General features: G+C 43.1%; 23 protein-coding genes. 12 read left to right on the top strand and 11 right to left on the bottom strand.

What is annotated here, in order from left to right; translation table 11 throughout:
- Positions 1-45: 45 nt before the first annotated feature.
- The 6 genes from groL to IPM71_09095 form a co-directional block, all read right to left on the bottom strand.
- The gene (groL, locus tag IPM71_09120; protein QQS49780.1) at positions 46-1,680 is read right to left on the bottom strand and encodes a chaperonin GroEL; all 1,635 of its coding nucleotides are present in this window, start codon (positions 1,678-1,680) and stop codon (positions 46-48) included.
- Positions 1,681-1,712: 32 nt separating this feature from the next.
- Complete coding sequence (locus tag IPM71_09115) at positions 1,713-1,991, bottom strand: co-chaperone GroES (GenBank protein QQS49779.1); 279 nt, start codon at positions 1,989-1,991, stop codon at positions 1,713-1,715.
- 257 nt (positions 1,992-2,248) lie between these two features.
- Entirely contained in the window at positions 2,249-2,587 is a 339-nt protein-coding gene (secG, locus tag IPM71_09110; protein ID QQS49778.1) for a preprotein translocase subunit SecG, read from the bottom strand.
- 13 nt (positions 2,588-2,600) lie between these two features.
- Positions 2,601-3,488 (bottom strand): hypothetical protein, encoded by an 888-nt coding sequence (locus IPM71_09105; protein ID QQS49777.1) that lies wholly within the window; start codon positions 3,486-3,488, stop codon positions 2,601-2,603.
- 10 nt (positions 3,489-3,498) lie between these two features.
- Entirely contained in the window at positions 3,499-4,005 is a 507-nt protein-coding gene (locus tag IPM71_09100) for an LptE family protein (protein QQS49776.1), read from the bottom strand.
- Positions 4,006-4,060: 55 nt separating this feature from the next.
- Positions 4,061-5,290, bottom strand: coding sequence for a sigma-54-dependent Fis family transcriptional regulator (locus IPM71_09095; GenBank protein QQS49775.1), 1,230 nt, complete (start codon positions 5,288-5,290; stop codon positions 4,061-4,063).
- 226 nt (positions 5,291-5,516) lie between these two features.
- On the opposite strand from IPM71_09095, the gene kdsB reads away from it, so the two are divergent.
- Positions 5,517-6,269 carry a 3-deoxy-manno-octulosonate cytidylyltransferase gene (kdsB, locus tag IPM71_09090; GenBank protein ID QQS49774.1) on the top strand — a complete coding sequence of 251 codons (753 nt, stop codon included), beginning with the start codon at positions 5,517-5,519 and terminating at the stop codon, positions 6,267-6,269.
- Positions 6,270-6,406: 137 nt separating this feature from the next.
- Here kdsB and IPM71_09085 read toward each other — a convergent pair whose 3' ends face one another.
- Entirely contained in the window at positions 6,407-6,982 is a 576-nt protein-coding gene (locus IPM71_09085; protein QQS49773.1) for a superoxide dismutase, read from the bottom strand.
- A 148-nt stretch (positions 6,983-7,130) separates the two neighbouring features.
- Positions 7,131-7,667 (bottom strand): methylated-DNA--[protein]-cysteine S-methyltransferase, encoded by a 537-nt coding sequence (locus IPM71_09080; GenBank protein ID QQS49772.1) that lies wholly within the window; start codon positions 7,665-7,667, stop codon positions 7,131-7,133.
- 231 nt (positions 7,668-7,898) lie between these two features.
- Here IPM71_09080 and asnS point away from each other — a divergent pair, with 231 nt between their 5' ends.
- The 3 genes from asnS (at position 7,899) to IPM71_09065 (ending at position 11,525) form a co-directional block, all read left to right on the top strand.
- On the top strand, positions 7,899-9,338 hold the full coding sequence (gene asnS / locus IPM71_09075) for an asparagine--tRNA ligase (GenBank protein QQS49771.1): 1,440 nt from the start codon (positions 7,899-7,901) through the stop codon (positions 9,336-9,338).
- A 117-nt stretch (positions 9,339-9,455) separates the two neighbouring features.
- Entirely contained in the window at positions 9,456-10,904 is a 1,449-nt protein-coding gene (gene rpoN, locus IPM71_09070; GenBank protein ID QQS49770.1) for an RNA polymerase factor sigma-54, read from the top strand.
- A gap of 9 nt (positions 10,905-10,913) precedes the next feature.
- Positions 10,914-11,525, top strand: a complete 612-nt coding sequence (locus tag IPM71_09065; GenBank protein QQS49769.1) for a hypothetical protein — start codon at positions 10,914-10,916, stop codon at positions 11,523-11,525.
- Here the strand turns inward: IPM71_09065 and IPM71_09060 are convergent, their stop codons facing one another.
- Positions 11,526-12,341 carry a purine-nucleoside phosphorylase gene (locus IPM71_09060; protein QQS49768.1) on the bottom strand — a complete coding sequence of 272 codons (816 nt, stop codon included), beginning with the start codon at positions 12,339-12,341 and terminating at the stop codon, positions 11,526-11,528.
- Between the two features lie 134 nt (positions 12,342-12,475).
- Between IPM71_09060 and IPM71_09055 the strand changes: the two genes are divergently transcribed.
- The 7 genes from IPM71_09055 (at position 12,476) to IPM71_09025 (ending at position 20,132) form a co-directional block, all read left to right on the top strand.
- Positions 12,476-13,081: a riboflavin synthase gene (locus IPM71_09055; protein QQS49767.1), complete on the top strand. Its 606-nt coding sequence runs from the start codon at positions 12,476-12,478 to the stop codon at positions 13,079-13,081.
- A 16-nt stretch (positions 13,082-13,097) separates the two neighbouring features.
- Entirely contained in the window at positions 13,098-14,006 is a 909-nt protein-coding gene (locus tag IPM71_09050) for an ATP-binding cassette domain-containing protein (protein QQS49766.1), read from the top strand.
- 74 nt (positions 14,007-14,080) lie between these two features.
- Positions 14,081-15,334 carry a methionine adenosyltransferase gene (locus IPM71_09045; protein ID QQS49765.1) on the top strand — a complete coding sequence of 418 codons (1,254 nt, stop codon included), beginning with the start codon at positions 14,081-14,083 and terminating at the stop codon, positions 15,332-15,334.
- A 119-nt stretch (positions 15,335-15,453) separates the two neighbouring features.
- Entirely contained in the window at positions 15,454-16,746 is a 1,293-nt protein-coding gene (locus tag IPM71_09040; GenBank protein QQS49764.1) for a nucleotide sugar dehydrogenase, read from the top strand.
- Between the two features lie 113 nt (positions 16,747-16,859).
- Positions 16,860-17,819, top strand: a complete 960-nt coding sequence (locus IPM71_09035; GenBank protein ID QQS49763.1) for a Gfo/Idh/MocA family oxidoreductase — start codon at positions 16,860-16,862, stop codon at positions 17,817-17,819.
- 14 nt (positions 17,820-17,833) lie between these two features.
- Positions 17,834-18,952 carry a GDP-mannose 4,6-dehydratase gene (gene gmd / locus IPM71_09030; GenBank protein QQS49762.1) on the top strand — a complete coding sequence of 373 codons (1,119 nt, stop codon included), beginning with the start codon at positions 17,834-17,836 and terminating at the stop codon, positions 18,950-18,952.
- A gap of 73 nt (positions 18,953-19,025) precedes the next feature.
- A complete protein-coding gene (locus IPM71_09025) occupies positions 19,026-20,132 on the top strand; it encodes a GDP-L-fucose synthase (GenBank protein ID QQS52805.1) in 1,107 nt (368 codons plus the stop codon).
- Positions 20,133-20,198: 66 nt separating this feature from the next.
- Here IPM71_09025 and IPM71_09020 read toward each other — a convergent pair whose 3' ends face one another.
- Positions 20,199-21,671: a cysteine--tRNA ligase gene (locus IPM71_09020; protein QQS49761.1), complete on the bottom strand. Its 1,473-nt coding sequence runs from the start codon at positions 21,669-21,671 to the stop codon at positions 20,199-20,201.
- A 129-nt stretch (positions 21,672-21,800) separates the two neighbouring features.
- Entirely contained in the window at positions 21,801-22,934 is a 1,134-nt protein-coding gene (hemW, locus tag IPM71_09015; GenBank protein ID QQS49760.1) for a radical SAM family heme chaperone HemW, read from the bottom strand.
- A 135-nt stretch (positions 22,935-23,069) separates the two neighbouring features.
- Here hemW and IPM71_09010 point away from each other — a divergent pair, with 135 nt between their 5' ends.
- Entirely contained in the window at positions 23,070-26,084 is a 3,015-nt protein-coding gene (locus IPM71_09010) for a PAS domain S-box protein (protein QQS49759.1), read from the top strand.
- Positions 26,085-26,099: the final 15 nt, after the last annotated feature.

The following is a 26,099-nucleotide window of genomic DNA, read 5'->3' as shown; positions in this document are numbered from 1 at the left end:
GAGAGTTCAGAAGGGGTTTTCTATTTTTCGGCAATGTTTGAGATTTTACATCATTCCCATTCCACCGCCCATACCACCACCCATTGGAGGAGCAGGAGTTTCTGATGGAATTTCAGCTACAACGCATTCGGTAGTTATAAACATACCGGCAATTGAGGCGGCATTTTCCAATGCAATACGGGTAACTTTTGTAGGATCGATAACACCAGCGGCATAAAGAGGTTCGTATTTGTCGGTGCGGGCATTGTAACCAAAGTCGTCTTTGCCTTCTTTGATTCTCTGCACCACTACAGAACCGTCCATTCCGGCATTTTCAACAATCTGACGTAGTGGCTCTTCGAGTGCACGTTTTACGATACCAATACCGGTTGTCTCGTCGGCGTTGATTCCTTCGAAACCTTCCAGTGCTTTGATAGCACGGATATAGGTTACACCACCACCAGGTATTATTCCTTCTTCAACGGCTGCGCGGGTTGCACTCAGAGCATCGTCTACGCGGTCTTTTTTCTCTTTCATCTCTACTTCCGATGCAGCACCAACATAAAGTACAGCTACACCACCAGCCAATTTAGCCAAACGTTCCTGCAATTTCTCGCGATCGTAATCTGAAGTAGTTTTTTCGATTTGTGCTTTAATTTGTGCCACACGTGCGTTGATGTTGGCTTTGTCGCCATGACCATTTACCACGGTAGTGTTTTCTTTGTCAATTACAATTTTTTCTGCTCTTCCAAGCATATCCATCTGGCAACCTTCGAGGGTTAAGCCTTTTTCTTCCGAAATCACCACACCACCTGTAAGTATTGCAAGGTCTTCGAGCATTTCTTTTCTTCTGTCGCCAAAACCGGGAGCTTTTACTGCCGCAATTTTCAGCGAGCCACGAAGTTTATTCACCACCAGGGTTGCCAGAGCTTCTCCATCGACATCTTCGGCAATAATAAGAAGAGGTTTACCACTTTGCGCCACAGGTTCGAGAACTGGCAGAAGGTCTTTCATGGTAGAAATCTTCTTGTCGTAGAGAAGGATAAATGAATTATCGAGTTCGGCTTCCATTTTCTCGGCATTGGTAACAAAATAAGGAGAAATGTATCCGCGGTCGAATTGCATACCTTCCACAACCTCCACAGTAGTTTCGGTTCCTTTGGCTTCTTCTACAGTAATAACACCTTCTTTCGAAACTTTCTTCATAGCTTCGGAAATAAGTTTTCCAATTTCTTCGTCGTTGTTGGCCGAAATGGATGCTACCTGACGTATTTTTTCAATGTCTTCGCCAATTCCGTGTGAGCTGGCTTTGATATGTTCTACTGCCTTAACCACGGCCTTATCAATACCGCGTTTGAGGTCCATTGGGTTGGCACCAGCAGCAACGTTTTTCAATCCTACAGTAACCATTGCCTGTGCAAGAACTGTGGCAGTAGTTGTACCGTCGCCGGCATCTTCCGCAGTTTTAGAGGCTACCTCTTTTACCAGTTGGGCTCCAATATTTTCGAAACGGTTTTCGAGTTCAATTTCTTTGGCCACGGTTACACCATCTTTGGTAACAGAAGGTGCACCAAATTTTTTCTCTATAATTACATTGCGTCCTTTGGGTCCGAGGGTTACCTTCACCGCATTGGCCAGTTTGTCCATACCCTTTTTGAGCAGGTCGCGCGATTCTACTTCAAATTTGATTTCTTTTGCCATTTTTCTGTATGTTTTAAATGTTTTAATAAAAATTAAACGATTGCAAGTATATCAGACTGACGCATAATGAGGTAGTCTTTTCCATCGGAACTCAGCTCGGTACCGGCATATTTGCCATACAATACCACATCGCCGACTTTTACTTGCATAACCACATCTTTATTGCCTGGTCCAACTGCTACTACGGTGCCTTTTTGAGGTTTCTCTTTCGCTGAATCAGGAATAATTATACCGCTGGCAGTGCGTTGTTCAGCAGCCATGGGTTCAACAAGAACTCTGTCTTCTAATGGTTTAATTTTAATTTCGGCCATTGTTTGTTTTATTTAGTGATTAATAGATTTTACGTGCGTGCGAGTCTTAGCATTTTCTGTGCCAAGCTCCGTCTGGCAGAAACATTGGCATTTTTATAGACAAATTTTCAGGTAATCATTCCTTTGCTCAACCAGTATTGACTCCTTCAGCAGTGAAAAGTAAGCTTCAATTGGCTATTGGCGCAAAACAGATGAAAAAAAAATGTCAGTAGTCTATGACATACTGACATTTATATTTCTATTCAATCTGAAAAATCTTACTCCTCTTCCTGATCGGGATAATCGGAAGGCATGCTTGGAAGCATATTCGGGTTAATGGCACCTTCGTTGGTTTCGATTTGCTCCTGAATTTTCGATTGTTTTACTAAATCGGGTTTAGGAATGGCCATACTGGCAAAAATACTCAGCACAAGAAGTGCTCCAGCCAGAGTCCAGGTAGCTTTTTCAAGAAAATCGGCGGTTTTGCGCACACCCATCACCTGGGTCGAACCAGCAAAGTTTGATGCAAGGCCGCCACCTTTTGAGTTTTGTACCAACACAATAAGGGTGAGTAATACACAAACCAGAATAATAAGTATCATAAACAATGGGTACATAGCTAACTATTTTTTAGGATTTATTCATTTTTAGCTTGATAGCAGAAATTTGAGCGGCAAAGTAAGTACTTTTTTCCGGAAATTTCAAACTTAATTTTTCGTAGGCAAAGATAGCTTTGACATAGTTACCCTGCCTAAGATAGATCTGGGCCAGTGTTTCGGTGAGGTAATGATCGTTTTCGCGAATGGAGGCTTCGGCAATTTCAGGATCAACCGCTTCGATTTGTCCATTTTGGGGAACAATTTTTGGGTTGGAAGCCATGAAACTTTCAATCAGGCTGTGCTGGTTCTTTTGGGTAGGACTTAGTTTTTCGATTTCGAGCTGAATGTTGTCTGCCTCTCCTTTCTTAATCAACAAAAGTAGATCATCGCTGCCGGGCAAAGGTTCTTCTTTTGCAACACCCATGGATGGTTCTGCAGGAGCTGACTCAGGGATAAATCCCATGGTTTCGGCTTCGTGATCGGATATGCGAAACACATATTCTTTCAATTCTACATCCTTACCATATTCCTTAATCACATCAAACGAAGCAGAAAATTCAATTTCATCGCTACTAGTTTCGTTGGTATATCTTACTTGGTTAGTTAGGGTATCTGAAATATTTTCGACCATAGAATCCTTAATCTGCTTTTCCGGAGATTTAGGCGTCAACTTTTGGTCTGTGCCCATATTGGGGTGCAAAAGATAATATAGCACCTTGCGGTCGGTTACATAGGCAGCTGTATAATTTAGCACAGGCTTTAAATGTGCAGGGTCAAGTTTGTGAAGGTTTTTAACCCGCAACAATTGAGCTGTATGGAAATATGGGTACTGATCGGCTAAAAGCGTCAACTCAATAATAGTCTGATCACCAAGTTTATCAGGGCTTTTTATATAGCTAACCAGTGTTTGCAAATTCATTTTTAAAATCTTACCAATTGACAAATGCAGCAATAAAAATCTGCTCTACAATATCTCTTCTTATTTCTTCCGACAAAACATCTTCAACGTCATTGAAACTAACGGCATTGTCAAACTCCCTAAACTGGGTAAAAGCACGCTCGAAATTATCGTCGGGGTTTACTGAGTTTTGGTAATTCACTTTTACCGAGATAGAAAACCTCGATTTGGCAGCTGTTTCGCCCGAAGAAATGGCCTGTGGGGTTATTTCGTAAGAAGTTATAAAACCAGAAAAATCAATGTCGCCACGTCCGGTAATCAACCTTAGGTTGGTATTACTCTGGATATAGGTTTTCAGCTCTTCAGTAAAAACCTGGCTAAAGGAAGGTTCGACCAGTGTAGCTTTGTTGTCGAAATACTGCACCGAAAAGCTTGTAATTTTCGGATCGATGGTAACACCGCCTTTAAAATCGTAACGCATAGAAAAGCATCCTTCCAATAGAATTCCAGCTAAAAGTATTATCAGTAATTTTTTCATAAAAGAATAATGCTCCAAAAATGAGCGTGGAAGTTAGTGAATTTGCTAAAAATCTTTAATTAATATCGAATTCTTTTATTTTGCGGTACAAGGTACGTTCGGATATTCCAAGCTCTTCGGCAGCATATTTACGTTTGCCGCTATGTTTGGTAAGTGCTTTAATTATCATTTCCTTTTCTTTTTCTTCCAACGAAAGAGACTCTTCGATAATTTCTTCGGTATCCTGAATAATATCCTCGCGTTCGTGCACATGAAACTGGTTCTTGGGCAAATCGGCCTTAATGAGTTTCGAATCATCCTGTATCAATCGTTCAATGATATGCGCATTGCTTGCATGTATCTCGGCTCCGGCCGGACCCTTTTCGATGATATCGTGCACAAGCTTTTTCAGGTCACTCATATCGTTTTTCATGTCGAACAGAATTTTGTATAAAAGCTCCCGTTCGGTGTTAAAGGTTTTCTGGTCAATCGATTCGCGATAAAGAGCCGGAAGTTTGTCTTCGTAATAATCGGGTAAATAATTACGCATGGTTTGGTTGTCGATAAGCCGTTCCGTTTCGATAACCGAAATTTGTTCTGCAATGTTTTTAAGCTGACGAATGTTACCAGGCCAGGGATAATTTGATAACACATGGCGGGCATCTTCGGTGAGAGTTATGCTAGGCATGCGGTTACGCTCGGCAAAATCAATGGCAAACTTCCTGAAGAGCAGCGAAATATCGTCTTTCCGATCGCGTAAAGGAGGAATAAAAATCGGTACGGTATTGAGCCTGTAAAACAAATCTTCGCGAAACTTCGTTTCCTGAATAGCTTTTGGAATATCGACATTAGTGGCAGCAATTACGCGCACATCCGTTTTAATAATTTTCGACGATCCCACTCTGAAAAACTCTCCTGTTTCGAGCACCCTGAGTAACCTAACCTGAGTGGACAAGGGTAACTCAGCAACTTCGTCGAGGAAAATAGTGCCACCGTTGGCTACTTCAAAGTAACCTTTACGGCTATCGTAGGCTCCGGTAAAGGAACCCTTTTCATGGCCAAATAATTCCGAATCGATTGTACCCTCGGGTATGGCGCCACAGTTTACAGCAATGTAAGTGCCGTGTTTCCGCGAGCTATAAGCATGTATAATTTGCGGAAAAGATTCTTTGCCCACCCCGCTCTCGCCAGTAATTAGCACCGAAAGATCGGTTGGTGCCACCTGAACAGCAACTTCAATGGCTCTGTTTAAGCCCGGAGCATTGCCAATGATTCCAAAACGTTGTTTGATGGTTTGTATATCCATTTCTATTCCGAAATTTTGTCAGTAGTCTGTTTCCAACTTCCCATGGCTATTCATATAAATGAAACCATGATAACCTGACAAAATTACATTTTTTTTAAAATTTCAGGCAATCTCCTGAGCTCATGCTAGGCTTATTTGTAAAAAAACCTTCTGCCCTAAATGGATCTTCGAAAATGTAAAGGCTTTTTTATAAGTTTACACCTGTACTGAAACTTATGCCACAGCTATGAACAAATTCCTTGGTATTATTCCTGCCCGGTTCTCCTCCACCCGTTTCCCCGGAAAACCATTGGCCGACATCAAAGGTAAACCTATGATTCAGCTCGTGTACGAGCAAGCCTCCAAAGCCCTCGACGAGGTGGTTGTGGCTACCGACGACACCCGTATATCAGATGCAGTGTTAGCCTTTCAGGGGAAGGTGGTTATGACCTCTGCCGCGCACCCATCGGGTACCGACCGCTGCTACGAGGCACTGTTGAACTATCAGAAACAAACAGGCAGGCAGTTCGACATAGTGATAAATGTACAGGGCGATGAACCCTTTATTCAGCCCCGGCAGATAGAACAAATAAAATCGTGCTTCGAAGAGGAAGGAACCGATATTGCCACACTGATTAAGAAAATAGAAAACAACGAAGTGGTGTTTGATCCGAATAAGGTGAAGGTGGTGATCAACAAAAATCGCGAAGCACTCTACTTCAGCCGCTCTCCTATTCCTTACCTGCGTCAGCACGATCACTCAAGCTGGTTTGCCATGCACAGTTTTTTCATGCACATTGGCATGTATGCCTATCGCTCAAAAATATTATCAGAGATTACACAATTAAATGCCAGCAAATTAGAACAAGCCGAATCCCTTGAACAATTGCGCTGGCTCGAAAACGGCTTCAGAATAAAAACAGCCGAAACTCTATACGAGTCGCATGGCATCGACACACCGGAAGATTTACAGAAAGCACTTAGCATGGGCGTTTTATAGCCTTAAATCAAATAAGCCTGAAGTAGAAAACAATTATACCTGGTGCAAAGGCAGCGGACTGCATTTGTGGAAAAACAGCCCGCGCGAGATATTGCAATGTCATTTAAAGAACTATTGTAACCAATGAATTGGGGTACTTAGTATCGTTGTGAGATACGTTCCCAATTCAGCAAATTCCAGAAATCTTTCACATAATCAGGCCGACGATTCTGGTAACCCAGGTAGTAAGCATGTTCCCATACATCGCAGGTAAGCAGTGGGGTAAGACCACGGCGAAGCGGGTTACCTGCATTGCCTTCCTGAACAATTTCGAGTTTCCCATCCTGCTTTTTTACAAGCCAGGCCCAACCTGAACCGAACAGCGTAGCCGCTGCTTTGGAGAATTGCTCTTTAAACTCGGCAAAAGATCCATACTGCGCTGCAAGAGCTGCTGCAAGGGCCCCTTGAGGCTCTCCACCACCATTTGGCTTAAACGACTCGAAATAAAAGGTATGGTTCCACACCTGTGCTCCATTGTTGAAAATAGGTCCATCGGCACCAAGAATTATTTCTTCGAGTGTGGCCTTCTCGAACTGGGTTCCTGGCACAAGGTTGTTGAGGTTGGTTACATAAGCCTGATGGTGTTTACCATAATGAAACTCCATGGTTTGTTTATCAATTACCGGAGCCAGCGCATCCAGCCCATAGGGTAATTTAGGTAATTCAAAAGCCATAATAATATAGTTTTAAGTGGAACAATGTAAATTGATAAACCACTAACAAACCTCGCCAAAAAAAGGCTATCGAAGGACCTTAATATAGATTGAATCTAAATAACTCTAAATAATTCCCTGAGTAGATGGAAGCATATTTTTTTTGTATTTATTCAAACAAACTCTTTTGTCCGTTGGAAAAATACACTCCCTCCAATTCGAGGAGTTTCTTCTTTGCCTGGAGACCACCGGCATAGCCAATTAACTTACCATTCTGACCCACAATACGGTGACAAGGCACCAAAATTGCCAATGCATTAGCCCCATTGGCGCTTCCTATGGCCCTGATGGCATCCTGTTTAGAAAGTCTTGCAGCAAGTCCCTGGTAAGTCTCGGTAGTTCCATAGCCCACATTCAAAAGCTCCTTCCAAACCAACTTCTGAAAATCAGTACCTGCGAGCAAAATTGGAATATCAAAAACTTTGCGTTGACTGTTGAAATATTCGTCGAGTTGAGATTTAACACCTAGAATAAGCGATGTCTCTCCTGGCAAAAAGGCAGAAGAAAGTAGAGTGAGAATGCGTTGATCGATAAGGCTGCGCTGCTTTCGGAAACGCCAGTCGCACAGACATAAGCTGCCATCGTAATCGCCCAGCACCAACTCGCCAAAAGGACTTTGATAGTTACTGGTAATAATATACTGCATACCGATAACAGATTTGTTATAGGGAAAAGAAAAACCGATTAAAGTAACAAATTACGAAAAGAAATTAGACGACGAATCATTCACGTATGATCTACCTCAAAACAAAACAGACGATGTGAATAGACATATTATGAGTCTGCCCAATTCTCAACCATTTGACTAGGTAAAATAATTGATAAACAAACGAAAAAAACTATTTTTGCACTTCAAAATAAAAAATCTCAAATCGAAATGAGTGGTTTAAAACGCATTAAAATAAAGGAACTGCTTGATAAAGGCAACATTGGCTCGGAAGTATTAATTAAAGGATGGGTACGTTTTTTTCGCAACGAAAAATTTATCCTGGTAAACGATGGATCAAGCATAAACAATATACAGGTAGTTGGTGCTGAGGGAGTGCTTACAGAACAGCTTATCAAAGACATATCTGTTGGCGCAAGTGTGGCTATTGAAGGAAAACTGGTAGCCTCTCAGGGCAAGGAACAGGCGGTGGAGATCATTGCCACAAAGATTACTGTGATTGGAAAAGCCGATCCTGAGAAATATCCGCTTCAACCTAAAAAACACAGCCTGGAATTTCTTCGCGAGAAAGCCCACCTGCGTTTTCGTACCAACACTTTTGGGGCCATTACGCGTGTGCGTCATGCCATGATATTTGCAGTGCATAAATTCTTTACCGAAAAAGGTTTTTACAACATTCACACACCCATTATTACCGGCAGCGACTGCGAGGGAGCCGGCGAGATGTTCAGGGTTTCGACCTTTAACCCCAACAAAATCCCCCGTAAAGAAGACGGAACAATAGACTATTCGCAAGATTTCTTTGGTCGCGAAACCAACCTCACAGTTTCAGGACAGCTTGAAGGTGAGCTGGCAGCCCTTGCCATGAGCGATATATACACCTTTGGCCCCACCTTTCGTGCAGAGAATTCAAATACAGCCCGTCACCTGGCCGAATTCTGGATGATAGAACCCGAAATGGCCTTTTACGAGCTGAAAGACAATGCCGATCTGGCCGAAGAGTTTTTAAAATATCTGATTACCTACGCTCTTGAAAACTGTCGCGAAGACCTCGAATTTTTAAGCCAGCGCCAGCAGGAAGAAGAAAAGAGCAAACCACAGGATCAGCGTGCCATGGAGCTTTTAGAAAAACTCAGCTTCGTACTTACAAATAATTTTGTCCGGCTTACATATACCGAAGCCATTGACATACTGGAAAATTCTAAGCCCAATAAAACCAATAAATTCCAATACCCGGTAAAAGGTTTTGGTACCGACCTGCAAAGCGAACACGAGCGTTACCTGGTAGAAAAACACTTTAAGTGTCCGGTAATATTAACCGACTATCCAAAGGAAATTAAGGCCTTTTACATGAAACAGAATGAGGACGGCAAAACCGTTCGTGCTATGGATATTTTATTCCCGGGTATAGGCGAAATTATTGGAGGCTCGCAGCGGGAAGACAATTACGACAAGCTGTTTAACCGCATGAAGGAACTTAATCTGCCTACCGAAGAAATGTGGTGGTACCTCGAAACCCGCAAATTTGGAAGTGTGCCGCACAGTGGTTTTGGCCTTGGATTCGAACGCCTGATGTTGTTTATTACAGGCATGGGCAACATACGCGATGTAATACCCTTTCCGCGCACACCAAAAAACGCCGATTTCTAAGCTGTTTATCAGACACACAGAAACATAGCTTCAAAACTTATAAAATATGCAAAGGCCTGAATTTTTCGGGCCTTTTTTTTATCTTTAGGGCAGGATATTTTTTTTGATTCAAGTACCATGTTAAAACAGGGCTTACAACAAAAGCTGCTTCAAAAGTTATCGCCACAGCAAATTCAGATGATCAAGCTGCTGGAGATACCAACCATGCAACTGGAGCAACGCATTAAAAAGGAGCTGGAAGAAAACCCTGTACTCGAAGAAGGAGCTGACAACAAAGAACTCGATGGACCTGCCGATACCCCCACCCAGGAAAATGATGGGAAAGACGATTTTTCGATTGACGAATACCTCAATACCGACGATATTCCATCGTATAAACTCTATGCCCAAAATTATTCGAAGGACGATCGTAAACCTGATATTCCCTTTTCCGTGGGTGCCTCATTTCACGATCACCTCGAAGCACAACTGGGCCTGCGTAACCTTAGTGAACATCAGCATGCACTAGCCGAATACCTGATTGGCAATATCGACGAGGACGGATACCTGCGCCGCGAAATAGAAGCCATTGCCGACGACCTGGCCTTTTCGCTCAACATTCATGTGAAAGACGAAGAATTATTGGATATTCTTCGCATCATACAGGATTTTGATCCCGTGGGAGTTGGTGCCCGCGATTTACGCGAATGCCTGCTGATTCAGATACGTGCCAAACAGCATGCCCAAGGCCCTGTAGCCCACGCTTACGAGATTATTCGTTACCATTTCGACGAGTTTACCCGAAAACACTACGACAAAATACAAGGCAAACTCAACCTGACCGATCAGGAAATGAAGGAAGCTATAGATGAAATACTTCACCTCAATCCAAAACCGGGAAGTTCCTTCAGCGATTCAGGCATTAAAACTTCACAGGTAATTATTCCTGACTTTATTCTCGATAACAACGACGGACAACTCGAAATAAGCCTCAACGGCAGAAACACTCCCGAACTGAGGGTGAGTCGTACCTATTCCGAAATGCTTCGCTCCTATGCGGCAAGCAAAGGTAAATCTACCGCCGACCAAAAGGAAGCTGTTAGCTTTGTGAAACAAAAACTCGATTCGGCCAAATGGTTTATCGATGCCATCAAACAAAGGCAAAACACCCTTCTGGTAACTATGAATTCCATACTCGAATACCAGCGCGAATTTTTTGACGAAGGAGATGAGACCAAACTAAAGCCCATGATCCTTAAAGACATTGCTGATAAAACAGGGCTGGACATTTCGACCATTTCGCGGGTAGCTAACAGCAAATACATTCAAACACATTTTGGTATTATTCCGCTTAAATTTTTCTTCTCCGAAGGTCTCCAGACCGATACAGGCGAAGAGGTATCGACCCGCGAAATAAAAAAGATACTGCAGGATTGCATCGAGGCCGAACATAAAAAACGACCCCTTACCGACGATAAACTGGCAGCCATACTAAAAGATAAAGGATACCTCATTGCCAGACGCACCGTGGCCAAGTACCGCGAGCAGCTTAATATTCCTGTTGCCCGCATGCGGAAAGAACTTTAATCGGGCTACATGGTATTCATTGCGCGTTTCCTCACCTACCTTTTTCACCCCGTTTTTTCACCTTTGATTGGCCTGTACCTGATTTATCATACAGGTGTTTTTGTAAATCCTGTACCCTGGAATCTGGAAAAATTCAGCTATGCCATTGTACTAGTTTTTGGCATCCTGTTGCCCATATCCTTATTGCCCGTTTTAAAATTCTGGCGACTTATTGGCAATTATGAAATCAGTGAACGGCGGGAACGGATTTTACCCATAAGTCTCACAGCTTTTTGCCTGATTGCCATGCATATTTTCATGTCGCGGGTAATGCCTGTGAGAGTCATTATAGCTTTTAGCCTGGCCACGGCGACTACCTCCATCCTCCTGCTTTTCATCAATGTCTTTCATAAAACCAGCATGCACATGATAGGTGCTGGAGGCATAACCGGCCTTTTGCTTTCAATTTCTATCTTATTTCAAGTACAGCCCTTTTTCTGGCTGATAGCTGCGATTCTGGCAAGCGGAATGCTGGGTTCGGCGCGTTTGGTGCTTCGTGCACATACACACGCCGAATTGCTGAGTGGCTATTTCACCGGATTAATCGCTACTTTGCTGGTGATGTTGGTGTCGATGCGCTGATCAATCTCCTAGTTCGCGGATAAGCTCAACAAAGAGAGCTGTCATTTTTTTTTCGGCACGTTCCGCCACCTCAAGAATCTCCTCCAGCACAGCAGGTTTCAGGTTATCAGGATCGCACTCGTCGGTTAACACCGAAATGGCCGCACAGGGTAAACCCATCTGGTTACAAACAATCACTTCCGGAACAGTTGACATACCCACCGCATCGGCAAAATTCCTGAACATGCGGTATTCTGCCCTTGTTTCGAGGTTAGGCCCCATAAACGCCACATACACTCCCTGCTGCAATGCATATCCCAACTTTTTTGCAACATTGTGTAACATATTATTCAATTCTGTTGAGTATGGGCAGCTCATATCGGGGAAACGAGGTCCTAATTCTTCGTGATTTTTTCCCCGAAGTGGATTGTCGGGAATAAAATTTATGTGATCGTCGAGCAGCATCAAATCGCCCTTTTTAAACTTTGGATTCAATGCCCCGGCAGCATTGGAAAGTAAAAGCTGCCTTATACCAAGGTATTTCATCACCCTTACCGGAAAGGTAACCTCAGCCAGCGAGTAGCCCTCGTAATAATGGAATCTGCCCTGCATTGCAATCACCCTGCGGTTGCCAATTTTGCCATAAATTAACTTTCCATGATGCGATTCGACTGTCGAAACCGGGAAATGCGGGATATCTTCATAAGAAATAATACATTCGACTTTAATTTCGTTGACCATTTGACCTAGGCCAGTGCCGAGAATTATTCCCGTTTCAGGTGCATCAATACCCCGGTTCTTTAAGAAAGATACTGCTTGTTGAATTTTATCTATCATTTTGCTCTGGAACTTTATCTTTATTTCCTGATCTAAGCCACCTAAACTAAAATACGACCTGATTTGATTTAGAAAGGTATGTCCATGAAATCTCAATTCAAATTAATACCTTCGCTTCCAAAAATAATCAATTTATGTTTACCGGTATTGTCGAAGAAGCTGCCCTTGTGGTGGGGCTGAAAAAAGAAAAAGAAAACCTGCACCTGAGCCTGTCCTGCTCTTTTGTTAACGATCTTAAAATCGACCAGAGCATTTCGCATAATGGGGTATGTCTTACCGTAGTTTCGAAAGAAGGAAATACCTATACAGTAACTGCCATCAAAGAAACTCTGTTAAAATCGAACCTCGGCCAGCTGGTGGTGGGCAACAAAGTAAACCTCGAACGTAGCGCCAAACTCGATGGCAGGCTGGACGGCCACATTGTGCAGGGTCATGTTGACCAGACTGCTGTGTGCACCAAGGTAGAAGAAGCAAATGGAAGTTGGTACTATACCTTCGAATACGAACCCTTACAGGAAGATTATTTAACCGTTGAGAAAGGATCCGTGACTGTAAACGGAGTAAGCCTGACTGTAGTGAATTCGAAAGAAAAATCGTTTCAGGTTGCTATTATTCCTTATACTTATGAGTTTACCAACTTTCATCAGTTAAAACCCGGCAGCCTGGTAAACCTAGAGTTCGATATCATTGGCAAATACATTGCCCGCATTGTAAAACAGCAGCTTGCCTCTTACAGGTAAACAAACCCACAAAAAAATGAGTGTTGTAGTATCCGGGCTTACAAAATTATATGGCGAACAAAAAGCCGTTGATTCTATTAGTTTTGAACTGAAAAAAGGCGAAATTGTAGGTTTTATTGGACCTAATGGTGCTGGAAAATCCACTACCATGAAAGCCATTTGCGGAATACTTCACCCCGACGAGGGTCAGATTCTTATTCAGGGCACCAGCATACAAGAGGCCGGCATTGAACTTAAACGCCTTATCGGATATCTTCCAGAGAATAACCCATTGTATTCCGACCAATATGTAGTGGAATACCTGCGCTACGCAGGTAAAATTTACGGTATCAGGAATCTATCAGCACGTGTTGATGAAATAATTGCCCTCACAGGCTTAGGTGTGGAAAGAAAAAAGAAAATCGGGCAGCTATCAAAGGGCTACAAACAACGCGTAGGACTGGCACAGGCACTGATACACAACCCACAACTACTTATTCTCGACGAGCCAACCACAGGACTCGACCCCATGCAGCTTACAGAAATCCGCGAACTGATTAAAAATCTGGGCTCAGAAAAAACTGTACTTCTTTCTACTCATATTCTGCAGGAAGTAGAAGCTATCTGCCATCGGGTACTAATGATTAACAAAGGAAAAATTGTAGCCGATAAAACTACTGAAGAGGTGCGCCAGAGTAAAAACCATCGGCAAACCTTACGCATCGAACTAAAAGAAGATGCAGACAAAACCTTATTTAGTTCTATACCTGCCATTCGTAATATCAGACAAGAATCGCCCAGAATATTTTACCTCGAAAGTGATACAGGCGATGACCTTCGCGAACAGGTATTTAAGCTGATATCGGAAAAAGGACTCAGTCTCCTGGAAATGCAAACAGAAAAACGCCCTTTAGAAGCTATTTTTAAGGAACTATCGGGGAATTAATATGAATCTTATTTCCAGTAGTTTGCTTTAGTAAAAAAATGATATTTTTGTTCGCTTAATTTTAATCCTTATATATGAGTTATTTATTTACATCAGAATCCGTTTCTGAAGGACATCCCGATAAAGTTTCCGACCAGATTTCGGATGCACTTTTAGATGAATTCCTGCGTCAGGACCCCAATTCAAAAGTAGCTTGTGAAACCCTGGTAACAACAGGGCTGGTAGTACTGAGTGGAGAAGTAAAAACGCAAGCTTATGTCGATGTGCAGAAAGTTGCCCGCGATGTGATTAAAAAAATTGGCTACACCAATGCCGACTATATGTTCGAGGGCGATGGTTGTGGGGTTATTTCAGCAATACATGAACAGTCGCCCGATATTAACCAGGGAGTAGAGCGTCAAAAAGAAGAAGACCAAGGTGCTGGCGACCAGGGTTTAATGTTTGGATATGCCTGTACCGAAACTGATAATTACATGCCTTTGGCTCTTGAATTATCGCACCTGTTGCTGATAGAACTTGCCGCCATACGCCGCGAGAAAAAACAAATGACTTACCTGCGTCCTGACTCCAAATCGCAGGTGACCCTGCAATACCAGGAGGACGGTACCCCGGAACGTATTCACACCATAGTAGTATCGACCCAACACGACGATTTTGACCAAGACGAGGTGATGCTCAAAAAAATCAAAGACGACGTACTCAACATTCTTATACCACGAGCTAAAGCAAAATTACCACAAAGAGCTCAAGGTCTTTTTAAAGGCGATTTCATTTTACATGTGAATCCTACTGGTAAATTTGTTATTGGTGGTCCGCATGGCGATACTGGTCTTACAGGCCGTAAGATTATTGTCGACACCTATGGTGGCAAAGGTGCACATGGAGGTGGGGCCTTTTCAGGAAAGGATGCTTCGAAAGTAGACCGTTCTGCAGCCTATGCCGCAAGACACATTGCCAAAAACATGGTAGCCTCAGGAATAGCAAGCGAGGTACTGGTGCAAGTAGCCTATGCCATTGGTGTTGCCAAACCTGTGGGTGTGTATGTAAATACCTATGGTACCTCGAAAGTTGGTATTAGCGATGGAGCCATTGCCAGCAAAATTGAAAATATTTTCGATCTTCGTCCAAGCGCCATCATCAAGCGCTTTAACCTTAAAAAACCTATTTTTCTCGAAACTGCAGCTTATGGACACATGGGCCGTCAGTGCGAGGTACGCGAAATTGTGACCCACATCAATGGCGAAAGCAAAAAAGAAAAAGTAGAGTTCTTTGGATGGGAAAAACTCGACTATGTCGATACCCTGAAAAAAGAATTTGGTCTGAAATAGACTTTTCAATCGAGATAAAAAAACCAGTGCTTATGCACTGGTTTTTTTGTTGTTTACAACCCTCTGATGAGGTTAAAACCCCAAGATATTTTATATTTACTTCCTCAAAAACAGCACCTATGGTATACGAGTCATTGCAGAGTAAAAAAAGCAGCTTATCGGTTATTGGCCTAGGATATGTGGGCCTGCCCATTGCACTGGAGTTTGCACGCAGGTTCAAAGTAATCGGTTTCGACATCAACGAAAAACGTATTGCCCTCATGCAAAGGCACATCGACCCAAGCAAGGAGCTTGACAAGAAAGCTTTTGAAAACTGCGACATCAGCTTTACTTCAGACCTTGAACTACTGAAAACTGCAAACTTTCACATTGTAGCGGTGCCTACTCCTATCGATGCCAACAACCAACCCGACCTTACGCCGCTTCTTCGAGCTTCAGAAACCATCGGAAAAGTTATCAAAAAAGGAGACTATGTGGTTTTTGAATCAACCGTGTATCCGGGTGCAACCGAAGAGGATTGTATCCCTATTATCGAAAAACTTTCGGGACTGAAATATAAAACCGACTTTAAAGTGGGTTATTCGCCCGAGCGAATAAACCCTGGCGATTCGGTACATACCCTTACCAATGTAGTGAAAGTAGTTTCTGGCTGCGATTCGGAAGCACTGGAACAAATTGCACTTACATACCAGTCGATTATAAAAGCCGGCATACACAAGGCTTCCAGCATAAAAGTAGCTGAAGCAGCAAAGGTTATTGAAAATACGCAGCGCGACCTCAACATTGCCTTGATGAATGAACTTTCGGTGATATTCAGTAAAATGGGCATCAACACATTCGAAGTACTGGAGGCAGCAGGGACTAAGTGGAATTTTCTGAAATTTTTCCCTGGACTTGTGGGTGGACATTGTATTGGAGTAGATCCATACTACCTAACTTTTAAAGCCAACGAACTAGGTCATTTTGCTCAGGTTATCACTGCAGGTCGTGCAGTAAACGATGGCATGAGCAGGCACATAGCCACGCAGTTGGTAAAAAGCATGCTCAAACAAGGTGTGGATATTATCAACTCAAAGGTTTTGGTGATGGGCATTACCTTTAAGGAAGATGTAAGCGATATACGCAATTCGAAAGTTGCTGACCTGGTAAAAGAAATTGAAAGTTTTGGCGCTAAAGTAGATGTTGTAGATCCTTATGCCGATGCGGAAGAAGTTTTACACGAATATAAAATAAACCTCAAAACAAAAGCAGAAGGACAATACAATGCAGTAGTTGTGGCGGTGGCACACAAAGAATACCTGAGTATGAATGAAGAAAGCATTGCCACTTTCCTCGCACAAGCCGGAACGCTATACGATGTAAAAGGAATTTTCCACAAAAAGATAAAAAGCATCAACTACCTAAGTCTGTAGCATAACTTTTTTTGTGCTTCCTCCTGATAAAAGACGCTCTAATCAAATAATTGCCTCCATTCCTCATACAAGTTCTGTTGAGGTAAGGATTATCTTTAATTTTGCACCAGAATATGAATACGAACAACACCCAACCAAAGAATTTTGCCCTGATAGGAGTAGCCGGCTACATTGCACCGCGCCATTTGCGTGCCATTAAAGATACTGGCAACACTTTGCTGGCTTCACTCGATCCGAACGACAGCGTAGGCCTCATCGACAGCTATTTTCCTGACAGTCCGTTTTTTGTAGAGTTTGAGCGTTTCGACCGTCATATCGACAAACAGCGCCGCAATGGTATAGCCTTAGACTACACCAGTATCTGTTCACCCAACTACCTGCACGACTCGCACATTCGATTTGCACTGCGTTCGGGTTCTCATGCCATTTGCGAAAAACCACTGGTTTTGAATCCCTGGAATGTGGATGCGCTCTGCGAAATTGAAAAAGAGTATAGCAAGCGTATCTACAATATTTTGCAATTGCGCCTGCACCCTTCGATTATTGCCTTGAAACAAAAAATTGACCAGGGCCCAAAAGATAAAATCTACGACATTGAACTGAGCTACATCACCAGCCGGGGTCGTTGGTACTATATCTCCTGGAAGGGCGACGTGCATAAATCTGGAGGCATAGCCACCAACATTGGTGTTCATTTTTTCGATATGCTACTCTGGCTTTTTGGCGGAGTAAAGCAAAACATCGTGCACCAGATGAAAGACGACAAAGCTGGTGGTTACCTCGACCTAGAAAGGGCCCGGGTTAAATGGTATCTAAGCCTCGATTACAACGACATCCCCAATAATGTAAAGGAAACCGGACAACGTACCTATCGCAGCATTACAATTAATGGCGAAGAGATGGAATTCAGCGGCGGTTTTACCGACCTGCATACCGAAAGCTACAAACACATTTTAAGTGGCCAGGGTTTTGGCATTTATGATTCGAAACCAGCCATCGAAACTGTCTATACAATTCGTAACAACACCCCTATTGGACTAAAAGGGGAATATCACCCCATGTGCAAAGAATAAACAAACAAGCAGATATGACAAAAAAAGTTGCCCTTATAACCGGAGTTACCGGACAAGATGGAGCCTATCTGGCCGAATACTTATTGAAAAAAGGCTATATAGTGCATGGTACCAAGCGCCGTGCCTCGAGCTTCAATACCGACCGTATCGACCACCTTTACCTCGACCCGCATACTGATAATTTAAATTTCAAGTTACACTATGCCGACCTCACCGATTCGACCAACCTCATACGGTTGATACAGGAAATTCAGCCCGACGAAATATACAATCTGGCAGCCATGAGCCATGTGGCTGTAAGTTTCGAAACTCCTGAATATACTGCCAATGCCGATGGTATCGGTACCCTGCGGTTGTTGGAAGCCGTAAGGATTTTGGGATTAATCGAAAAAACCAGAATCTACCAGGCCTCAACAAGCGAACTCTATGGTTTGGTGCAGGCTGTACCACAATCCGAAACAACCCCTTTCTATCCGCGCAGCCCCTATGCAGTGGCCAAACTTTACGGATACTGGATTACCGTGAACTACCGCGAGGCATACAAGATGTTTGCCTGTAACGGCATCTTGTTCAACCACGAGTCTCCTATTCGGGGCGAAACTTTTGTGACCCGCAAAATTACACGTGCGGTAGCCCGCATTGTATTAGGCCTTGAGGAAAAGTTTTACCTTGGTAACCTTTCTTCGAAACGCGACTGGGGCCATGCCAAAGACTACGTAAAAGCCATGCATGCCATTTTGCAGCAAGATACGCCTGAAGATTATGTTATTGCTACTGGAGTAACCACCGAAATACGCGAATTTGTAAGAATGGCCTTTAATGAAGTTGGTATCGAATTGGAATTTAAAGGCACTGGTGCTAACGAAAAAGCTTTCGTAAAAGCTTGTCGCAACCCAGAGTTCCAGCTTCCGGCAGGAAAGGAAGTTCTTTCGGTAGATCCCCGCTATTTCAGGCCCACTGAGGTAGACCTCTTAATCGGAGACCCATCAAAAGCCAAACAAAAACTGGGTTGGGAGCCACAATACGACCTGCCTGCTTTAGTGAAAGACATGGTCTGGAGCGATATCAAGCTAATGAAAAAAGAGCAATACCTGAAAGATGGAGGGTACCAAACCCTTAACTATTTCGAATAAAATAAACCAGCTACACCTGCACCTTTTTGCAGGTGTATTTTTTTTATTCATACCAATCAATAAAAGAGAAACCATGAAAAAGGATAGTAAAATATTTGTTGCCGGCCATCGTGGATTGGTGGGCAGCGCCATTCTTCGTACACTTCAGAAACAAGGCTATACCAACCTTGTCGTGCGCACCAGTAAAGAACTCGATTTGTCTGACCAGCAGGCCACTGCCCATTTTTTCGAAACCGAAAAACCTGAATACGTTTTTCTGGCTGCTGCAAAAGTGGGAGGCATGATGGCCAACAATACTTACCGGGGCTTTTTCATCTATGAAAACATACAAATCCAAAACAACGTCATACACTACAGCTATAAGAATGGTGTAAAAAAACTCTTATTTCTGGGAAGCAGTTGCATTTATCCGAAAGAGTGCCCACAGCCTATAAAAGAAGAATACCTGCTTACCAACACCCTCGAATACACCAACGAGCCTTATGCCATTGCAAAAATTGCAGGCCTGAAAATGTGCGAGAGCTATAACATACAATATGGCACTAACTTTATACCTGTGATGCCAACCAGCCTGTATGGCGCCAACGACAATTACAACCTCGAAAAATCGCATGTGCTGCCTGCCCTGACCCGTAAAATGCACTTAGGCAAGTGCCTGATGAAAAACGATTGGGATGCCATTCGAAAAGACCTGAACCAACTGCCCATTGAGGGTGTTGATGGAAAGGCCCCGGAGCAATCAATTATGGCAGTATTGGGAAAATACGGAATAAGCTTCGACGGCAAAAAAACTACCGTAAGCCTATGGGGCAGTGGCAAACCGCTGCGCGAATTCCTGAACTCCGACGACATGGCCGAAGCCTGTGTGTTTATTATGGAAAAGGTCGATTTTAAAGACCTGGTAGAAAGTCGCAAAAAAGAAATAGGCGAACAGGAAGCCAAAGAGGTGCGCAACACCTTTCTGAATATTGGTTCAGGCAAGGACGATACCATCAAAGATCTGGCACTGATGATTAAAGACATTACCCATTTCGAAGGTGACCTGGTATGGGATAGCACCAAACCCGATGGCACTTACCGCAAGCTGTTGAATGTAGATAAATTGAAAGCCCTTGGCTGGTCGCCACGCATTTCGCTGAAAGATGGGCTAACTGAGAACTACCTTAACTACATCAAGTAGCATACAAACAACTTAATTCACAAAAACCCCGGAATACCTATTACTTGCAATAGGAATTCCTGGTTTTTATTCTTTTTCCCAAATGGCGCCTTCCTTGGTATCCTTTAACACTATTCCATTCTCCTTAAGCCGGTCGCGTATCAGGTCGGAGGTTTTAAAATCTTTGTTCGTGCGGGCATTTTGACGTAACTCAATAATCAGCTTCATCAGGCCTTCTTCCGAAGAGGCTTTACTTTTGCCTGCTTGATCCGGGGCAAGGCCCAAAACCTGGGTAAGGGCGGTGGGGTAAAAAGATTTTAACAGCTCCAGGTCGTTGGCGTTAAGTTCAGCCCTTTTATCCTTTAAGTTATTAATGGTTTTTACCAGGTCGAAGAGGTGGGCCACTGCAATGGGGGTATTCAGGTCATCGTTGAGGGCAGCATAAAATGCATCGATGGCATCTTTCACGGTTACTGTTGACATTGCAGAGGCTTGAACAGAAGGGAGTACTTCCATGGCTTGCATCAGCCTTTCGCAGCCTTTTTCCGATGCCTGCAAGGCTTCGTTCGAAAAATCGACGGTGCTGCGGTAATGCGCTTGTAAGACAAATAACCGAATAGTATTTGGCGAATAGGCCTTTTCGAGTAGTTTACTATCGCCGGAAAAAAGTTCGTGCAGGGTAATGAAATTGTTTAGCGATTTGGCCATTTTCTGACCCTTTATCGTAATCATGTTGTTGTGAATCCAATAGCGCACATGTTCTTTGCCATTAGCCGCCACCGACTGGGCAATTTCGCACTCATGGTGAGGAAAAATCAGGTCCATTCCACCTCCATGGATATCAAAGGTTTCGCCCAGGTATTTGGTGCCCATAGCTGAACATTCGAGGTGCCACCCGGGAAAACCATCGCCCCATTCCGAGGGCCAGCGCATAAGATGTTCGGGGGCAGCTTTTTTCCAAAGTGCAAAATCAAGCGGGCTTTTCTTGTCCGATTGGCCATCGAGCTGCCGGGTGTTGGAAAGCATATCTTCGACTTTGCGGCCCGAGAGCTTACCATAATGATGATTCTTGTTGTAAGCTTCAATATCGAAATAAACCGAACCATCGGACTCATAGGCAAAGCCCCTGTCGATTATTTTCCGAATCATCTGTTGTTGCTCGATAATGTGCCCCGAGGCCTGCGGTTCGATGCCAGGCGAAAGAATGTTCATCAGGCGAAAAATGTCGCTAAAAATATTTTTAAACTTCTGCACCACTTCCATGGGTTCCAGTTCCTCTAATCGGGCCTTCTTGGTAATGCGGTCTTCTCCTTCGCCTGCTAATTCGTCTTCTAAATGGCCCACATCGGTAATGTTGCGCACATAGCGTACTTTATAACCCAGATGCATCAGGTAACGATACAACACATCGTAAGTAAGGGCCATACGCACATGCCCCAAGTGTGGTTCGCCATACACGGTGGGGCCACACACATACAAGCCAACATGAGGTGGATTGAAGGGAACAAAAAGTTCCTTTTTACGACTTAGAGTATTATAAAGCGTAAGTGTGTGTTCCATGAATTAGTTTTTGCAAGGTACAATCAAGTGCAAAAATAGAATTATTTCCCTAACCCTGAGAATTTGCCTGCAAAGCAAATCATCGACAATTGCAGATTGTCATAAAGTAAGTATTAGCATACGCTGGTTTCAGGTGATGAAAAATTCTGAAATAAGTGTGTCCGACACAAGCCAGGCATGCTCCTTAATTGAAAAGCCTGAATCGGTTAGAATTAAATTCCCACCAGGGGCCAGTGCCTGAAGAATATTGCGGGTATGGGTCAGCTTTTCGGCTCCAAAGACCCGCCCAATGTCTGTAAATGAAGCACCCTGTGAGGTACGCAGCGAAGTGAGCATGTACTCGTTGTAGGCCATGGTTTCGTCAATAGTTTCACCCGATACATGGTTTCCAATTCCTTCGAGTAAAGATTGGCAATAAAGCGTATTATTCGAAACATTCCAGCTACGCCGGAACCCATTGTAACTATGAGCCGAGGGACCAATGCCAATGTATTTATGCCCCTTCCAGTAACCGTTATTATGCTTCGAATAATAACCCTCCAGGGCAAAATTCGATATTTCGTAATGCTGAAAATGATTTTTGCACATTAGGTTGGTTAATAATTGATAATGTTGCTGACTCACAGCCTCATCGACCGCAGAAATTTTATTTTTCCGGCGCAGGTAATCGAAAACAGTCTTAGGTTCGATGCCCAGGTGATAAGCCGATAAATGAGGAATTTTAAGTTCAAGAAAAGTGTTTATGTTGTTTTCCCATTGTTCCAGACTAAGTCCCGGCACAGCATAAATTAAATCGATATTGAGGTTGTAAAAACCAGCCTGCTGTGCATTGATTACTGCTTGTACGGCTTCTGCTGCCGTGTGCCTGCGGTTCATAAATTGAAGGTCAGAATCGGAAAAGGATTGTATTCCGATGCTAAGTCTGTTCAAGGGTGTTTCATTGGCCAGTTGGGCTAAGTATTCACCATTCAGGTCGTCGGGGTTGGCCTCGAGTGTAATCTCAGCATCATCCGCCACCTGAAAATTCTCTTCTATTGCAACAAAAAGAGATTTTAGCTCCTCCACAGATAGCACAGAAGGTGTGCCGCCGCCAAAATACACTGTTTGAAACAACTCATCTTTCCATTCATGGCTGCGCAGTTCTATTTCCCTTTTTAAGGCTTTCAGCATGGGCTCTTTATACTTAAGAGTGGCCACAAAATGAAAATCGCAATAATAGCACAGTTTACGACAAAAAGGGATATGGAGATAAATGCCAGCCATAGAAAAAAATCAGGGAAAAGGAAAAATTCTTATCTTTAAAGGGATATCACTTCAACAATTGGCTAAAATACGAAATGTATGTGATGCTTAGCGAAGCGCGAGTATCATTTTCAACAACCCTGATCAAGGCCCTGTATGAGTTTTACCGCAACCAACCATGAAGACCAAAGATATTCCTGGCTTGCCGAGCGCAATGGCATTGCGGTGGCCGGAATAAACAGCCAGCTTGTATTTACCCTCAACACCCATGCGCAAATAATATTTGGCCTTACTGCACCTGAAGCTACTTTCGAAGCTATTTCTGAAAAAATTACAGCACCTGAGGACTTCAAAAAATATCTTCAAGAATTGAGTGAGGCCAGTAAAGAATTCCAACTAGACATTCACTTTAAAGGCATAAAAAAAAAATACCATGTCACGGGAATAAAGCCCAGTGGGGCGAATATTGCCGATATTACCCTTCAGCCTTTAGACTCGGACCATCACAATGCAGAATACCTTTGCCAATATGCCACTAACAGCAAGGATGTGTTTGCATTTTGGGATATGGATCAGCAACTAATTTATGTAAGTAACAATTTTGAAGTGCTTTTCGAACGCAGCCGTAAAGAACTCAATGGTAATCCTTTTGCCGAAATGCGATGGATTCACCCCGACGATAAAGCGAGTCTGCCTTCGATGGATCAAGACAGGGAATTAAGCCTCGAATTCAGACTTGAAATGCCCGATGGCAGCTACAAATGGATCTGGCATCAACGTAAACCCCTTTTCCAGAAAGATGCAAGTATATTTCGCTATCTGGGCGTTTATAGTGACATTTCTGCACGAAAAAATGTGGAGCTTGAAATGCAGAATAACCACCAACTGGAAAGGTTGGTTCTTGAAATTTCGAGCAGGTTTATCAGCATGCCGTTCAACACCACAGATGAAAACATACAACAAGCCCTGAAAGAAATCTGCGAATTTACCGAAACAAATTCTGCCCATATCTACCTTTATAATACACAGTATGATACTATTATACTAACACATTACTACTCTGATACCAATCAAGCAATCAATCAGTTCCAGAACATACCATTTTCAACAGAAAACTGGCATTTTAAGGAGCTCTCCAGAAACCGTTTTCTTAAAGTGAGCCAGCTTAGCAGTCTGTCGAATGAAGATCCTATTCGTCAGCATTGCGAAAAAGTGAAAATTGGTTCCTTTATCGATTTTGCCCTTCGTTACCAAAACAGAATACATGGATTTTATGGCTTAACCTGCATAGACCAAGGCCGCACCTGGAGCGACTACCAGATTCAGCTTCTTCAAATTATGAGCGATTTGTTTATGAATGCCCTTCAGCGTCGGGAATATATGTCCGAGTTGCTGGACAGCGAACAGAACTACCGCGAAATATTCAATGCCACCAGCGAGGCAGTTATTATACACCATGCCGAAACCGGAGCCATTGAAGATGTTAACTCGGCTATGCTGAAAATGTTTCAATTGAGTTATGAAAATGCCCTGGAATCAACTATCAAGGATTTAAGCGCTGATTCTCCTGAACAAAAAGCCGAAGCTGCAATCGATCTTATTCAAAAAGCAAGTACTAAACCCTTGGTTTTAGAATGGTGGATGAAAAAATCCAATGGTGAAACTTTCTGGACAGAGGTGACCCTGAAAAAAGCCGAGATACATGGCAGCCTTAAAGTTATTGCTGTGGTGCGCGATATATCCGATCGACACAGAGCAGAGCAGCTTATACGCGAAAGCGAAGCCAACTACCGCATGATTATTGAAGGACAAAACGATCTTATTCTAAAGCTCGACGGCTATTGGGATATTTCATTTGCCAGTCCATCCTTCGAAAAAGCGTTTGAGCATAGTTATAAAAAACAGGCAATAAATAATTTTATATCCTTTGTTTTAAAGGAAGAAACCCAACAAGTATCGGTTGCACTGCAGACCCTTTTTCGTGCACCTTACACCTGCTTTTTCGAACTACCGGCAGAAACGGTAAATGGCATCCGCTGGTTTGCCTGGAATTTTTCAGGTATTAGCAACGAGGCCGAACAAAAAACTGAATTTATTGGGGTTGGGCGCGACATTACTTACCAGAAAATGGTAGAGAGTGCGCTACGCGAAAGCGAAGAGCGTTTCCGCTCCATTGTTCAGAATCTTTCCGACGTAGTATTTCTGCTCGACGAAGCAGCCAATATACGCTATGTTACCCCTTCCTGCGAACAATACCTCGGCTTGAATGTAGAATTTCTACTGGGCAACAACTTGTATAGTCTTGTGCACCCTGACGATGTATGGCTTGCGAAAGAAAATCTGGCTTTGCACCTCGAGGGATCTGACTATAGTTTGCCATACGAAATTAAGCTGATGCACGGCAAAGACAACTGGCGTGTTTTTGAAGCCAAATCGAATAACTTACTTAAACATCCGTCGGTAAACAGTATCATTTTTACCATTAGCGATATAACCGAGCGAAAGCAAATGGAAAAACAGGTGCTGGATGCCATCATTAAAACCGAAGAAAAGGAGCGTGAGCGCTTTGCTAAAGACCTGCACGACGATCTGGGTCCCTTGCTTTCGAGTGTAAAAATGTATGTGGGCATGCTAAAAAAAGTTGAAAAGAAAGAAAAACAGGATTTTATTCTCGCTAACCTGCAGGAAATTGTAAAAGAGGCGATCGCCACAACAAAAGACGTCTCAAACGACCTGAATCCTCACGTACTGAATAATTATGGTTTAATTTCAGCCTTGAGGCTTTTTGTCGAAAAGATTTCGCAGCAAACGCCTATACAGTTTATTGAAGATATAGGAGAAGCCCGCTATTCGGCTGCCATTGAACTTTCTATCTACCGTATAGCAAAAGAACTCATCAACAACAGTCTTAAACATGCCGAAGCATCGCAATTAAAACTAAGTATACACGAAAAAGGTGCTTTCCTTTGCCTCGATTACGAAGACAACGGAAAAGGATTTCCGGAAGAAATGTTGAGAACCAGTAAACCAGGAGGTATGGGACTTTCCAACATTATTAGCAGGGCTAAATCGCTCAACGCCAAACATGCTTTTCATACCCAAATCAATAAAGGATTTAAATTCGAAATCCAGGTTCCCCTCACCCAGGAACAATTTGTTTTGAATAAATAGTTTCCCTAACTTTAA

The sequence above is a fragment of the Bacteroidota bacterium genome, assembly GCA_016699695.1.
Classification (GTDB): Bacteria; Bacteroidota; Bacteroidia; order Bacteroidales; family UBA10428; genus UBA10428.
This window is presented reverse-complemented; position numbering and strand designations above follow the sequence as displayed.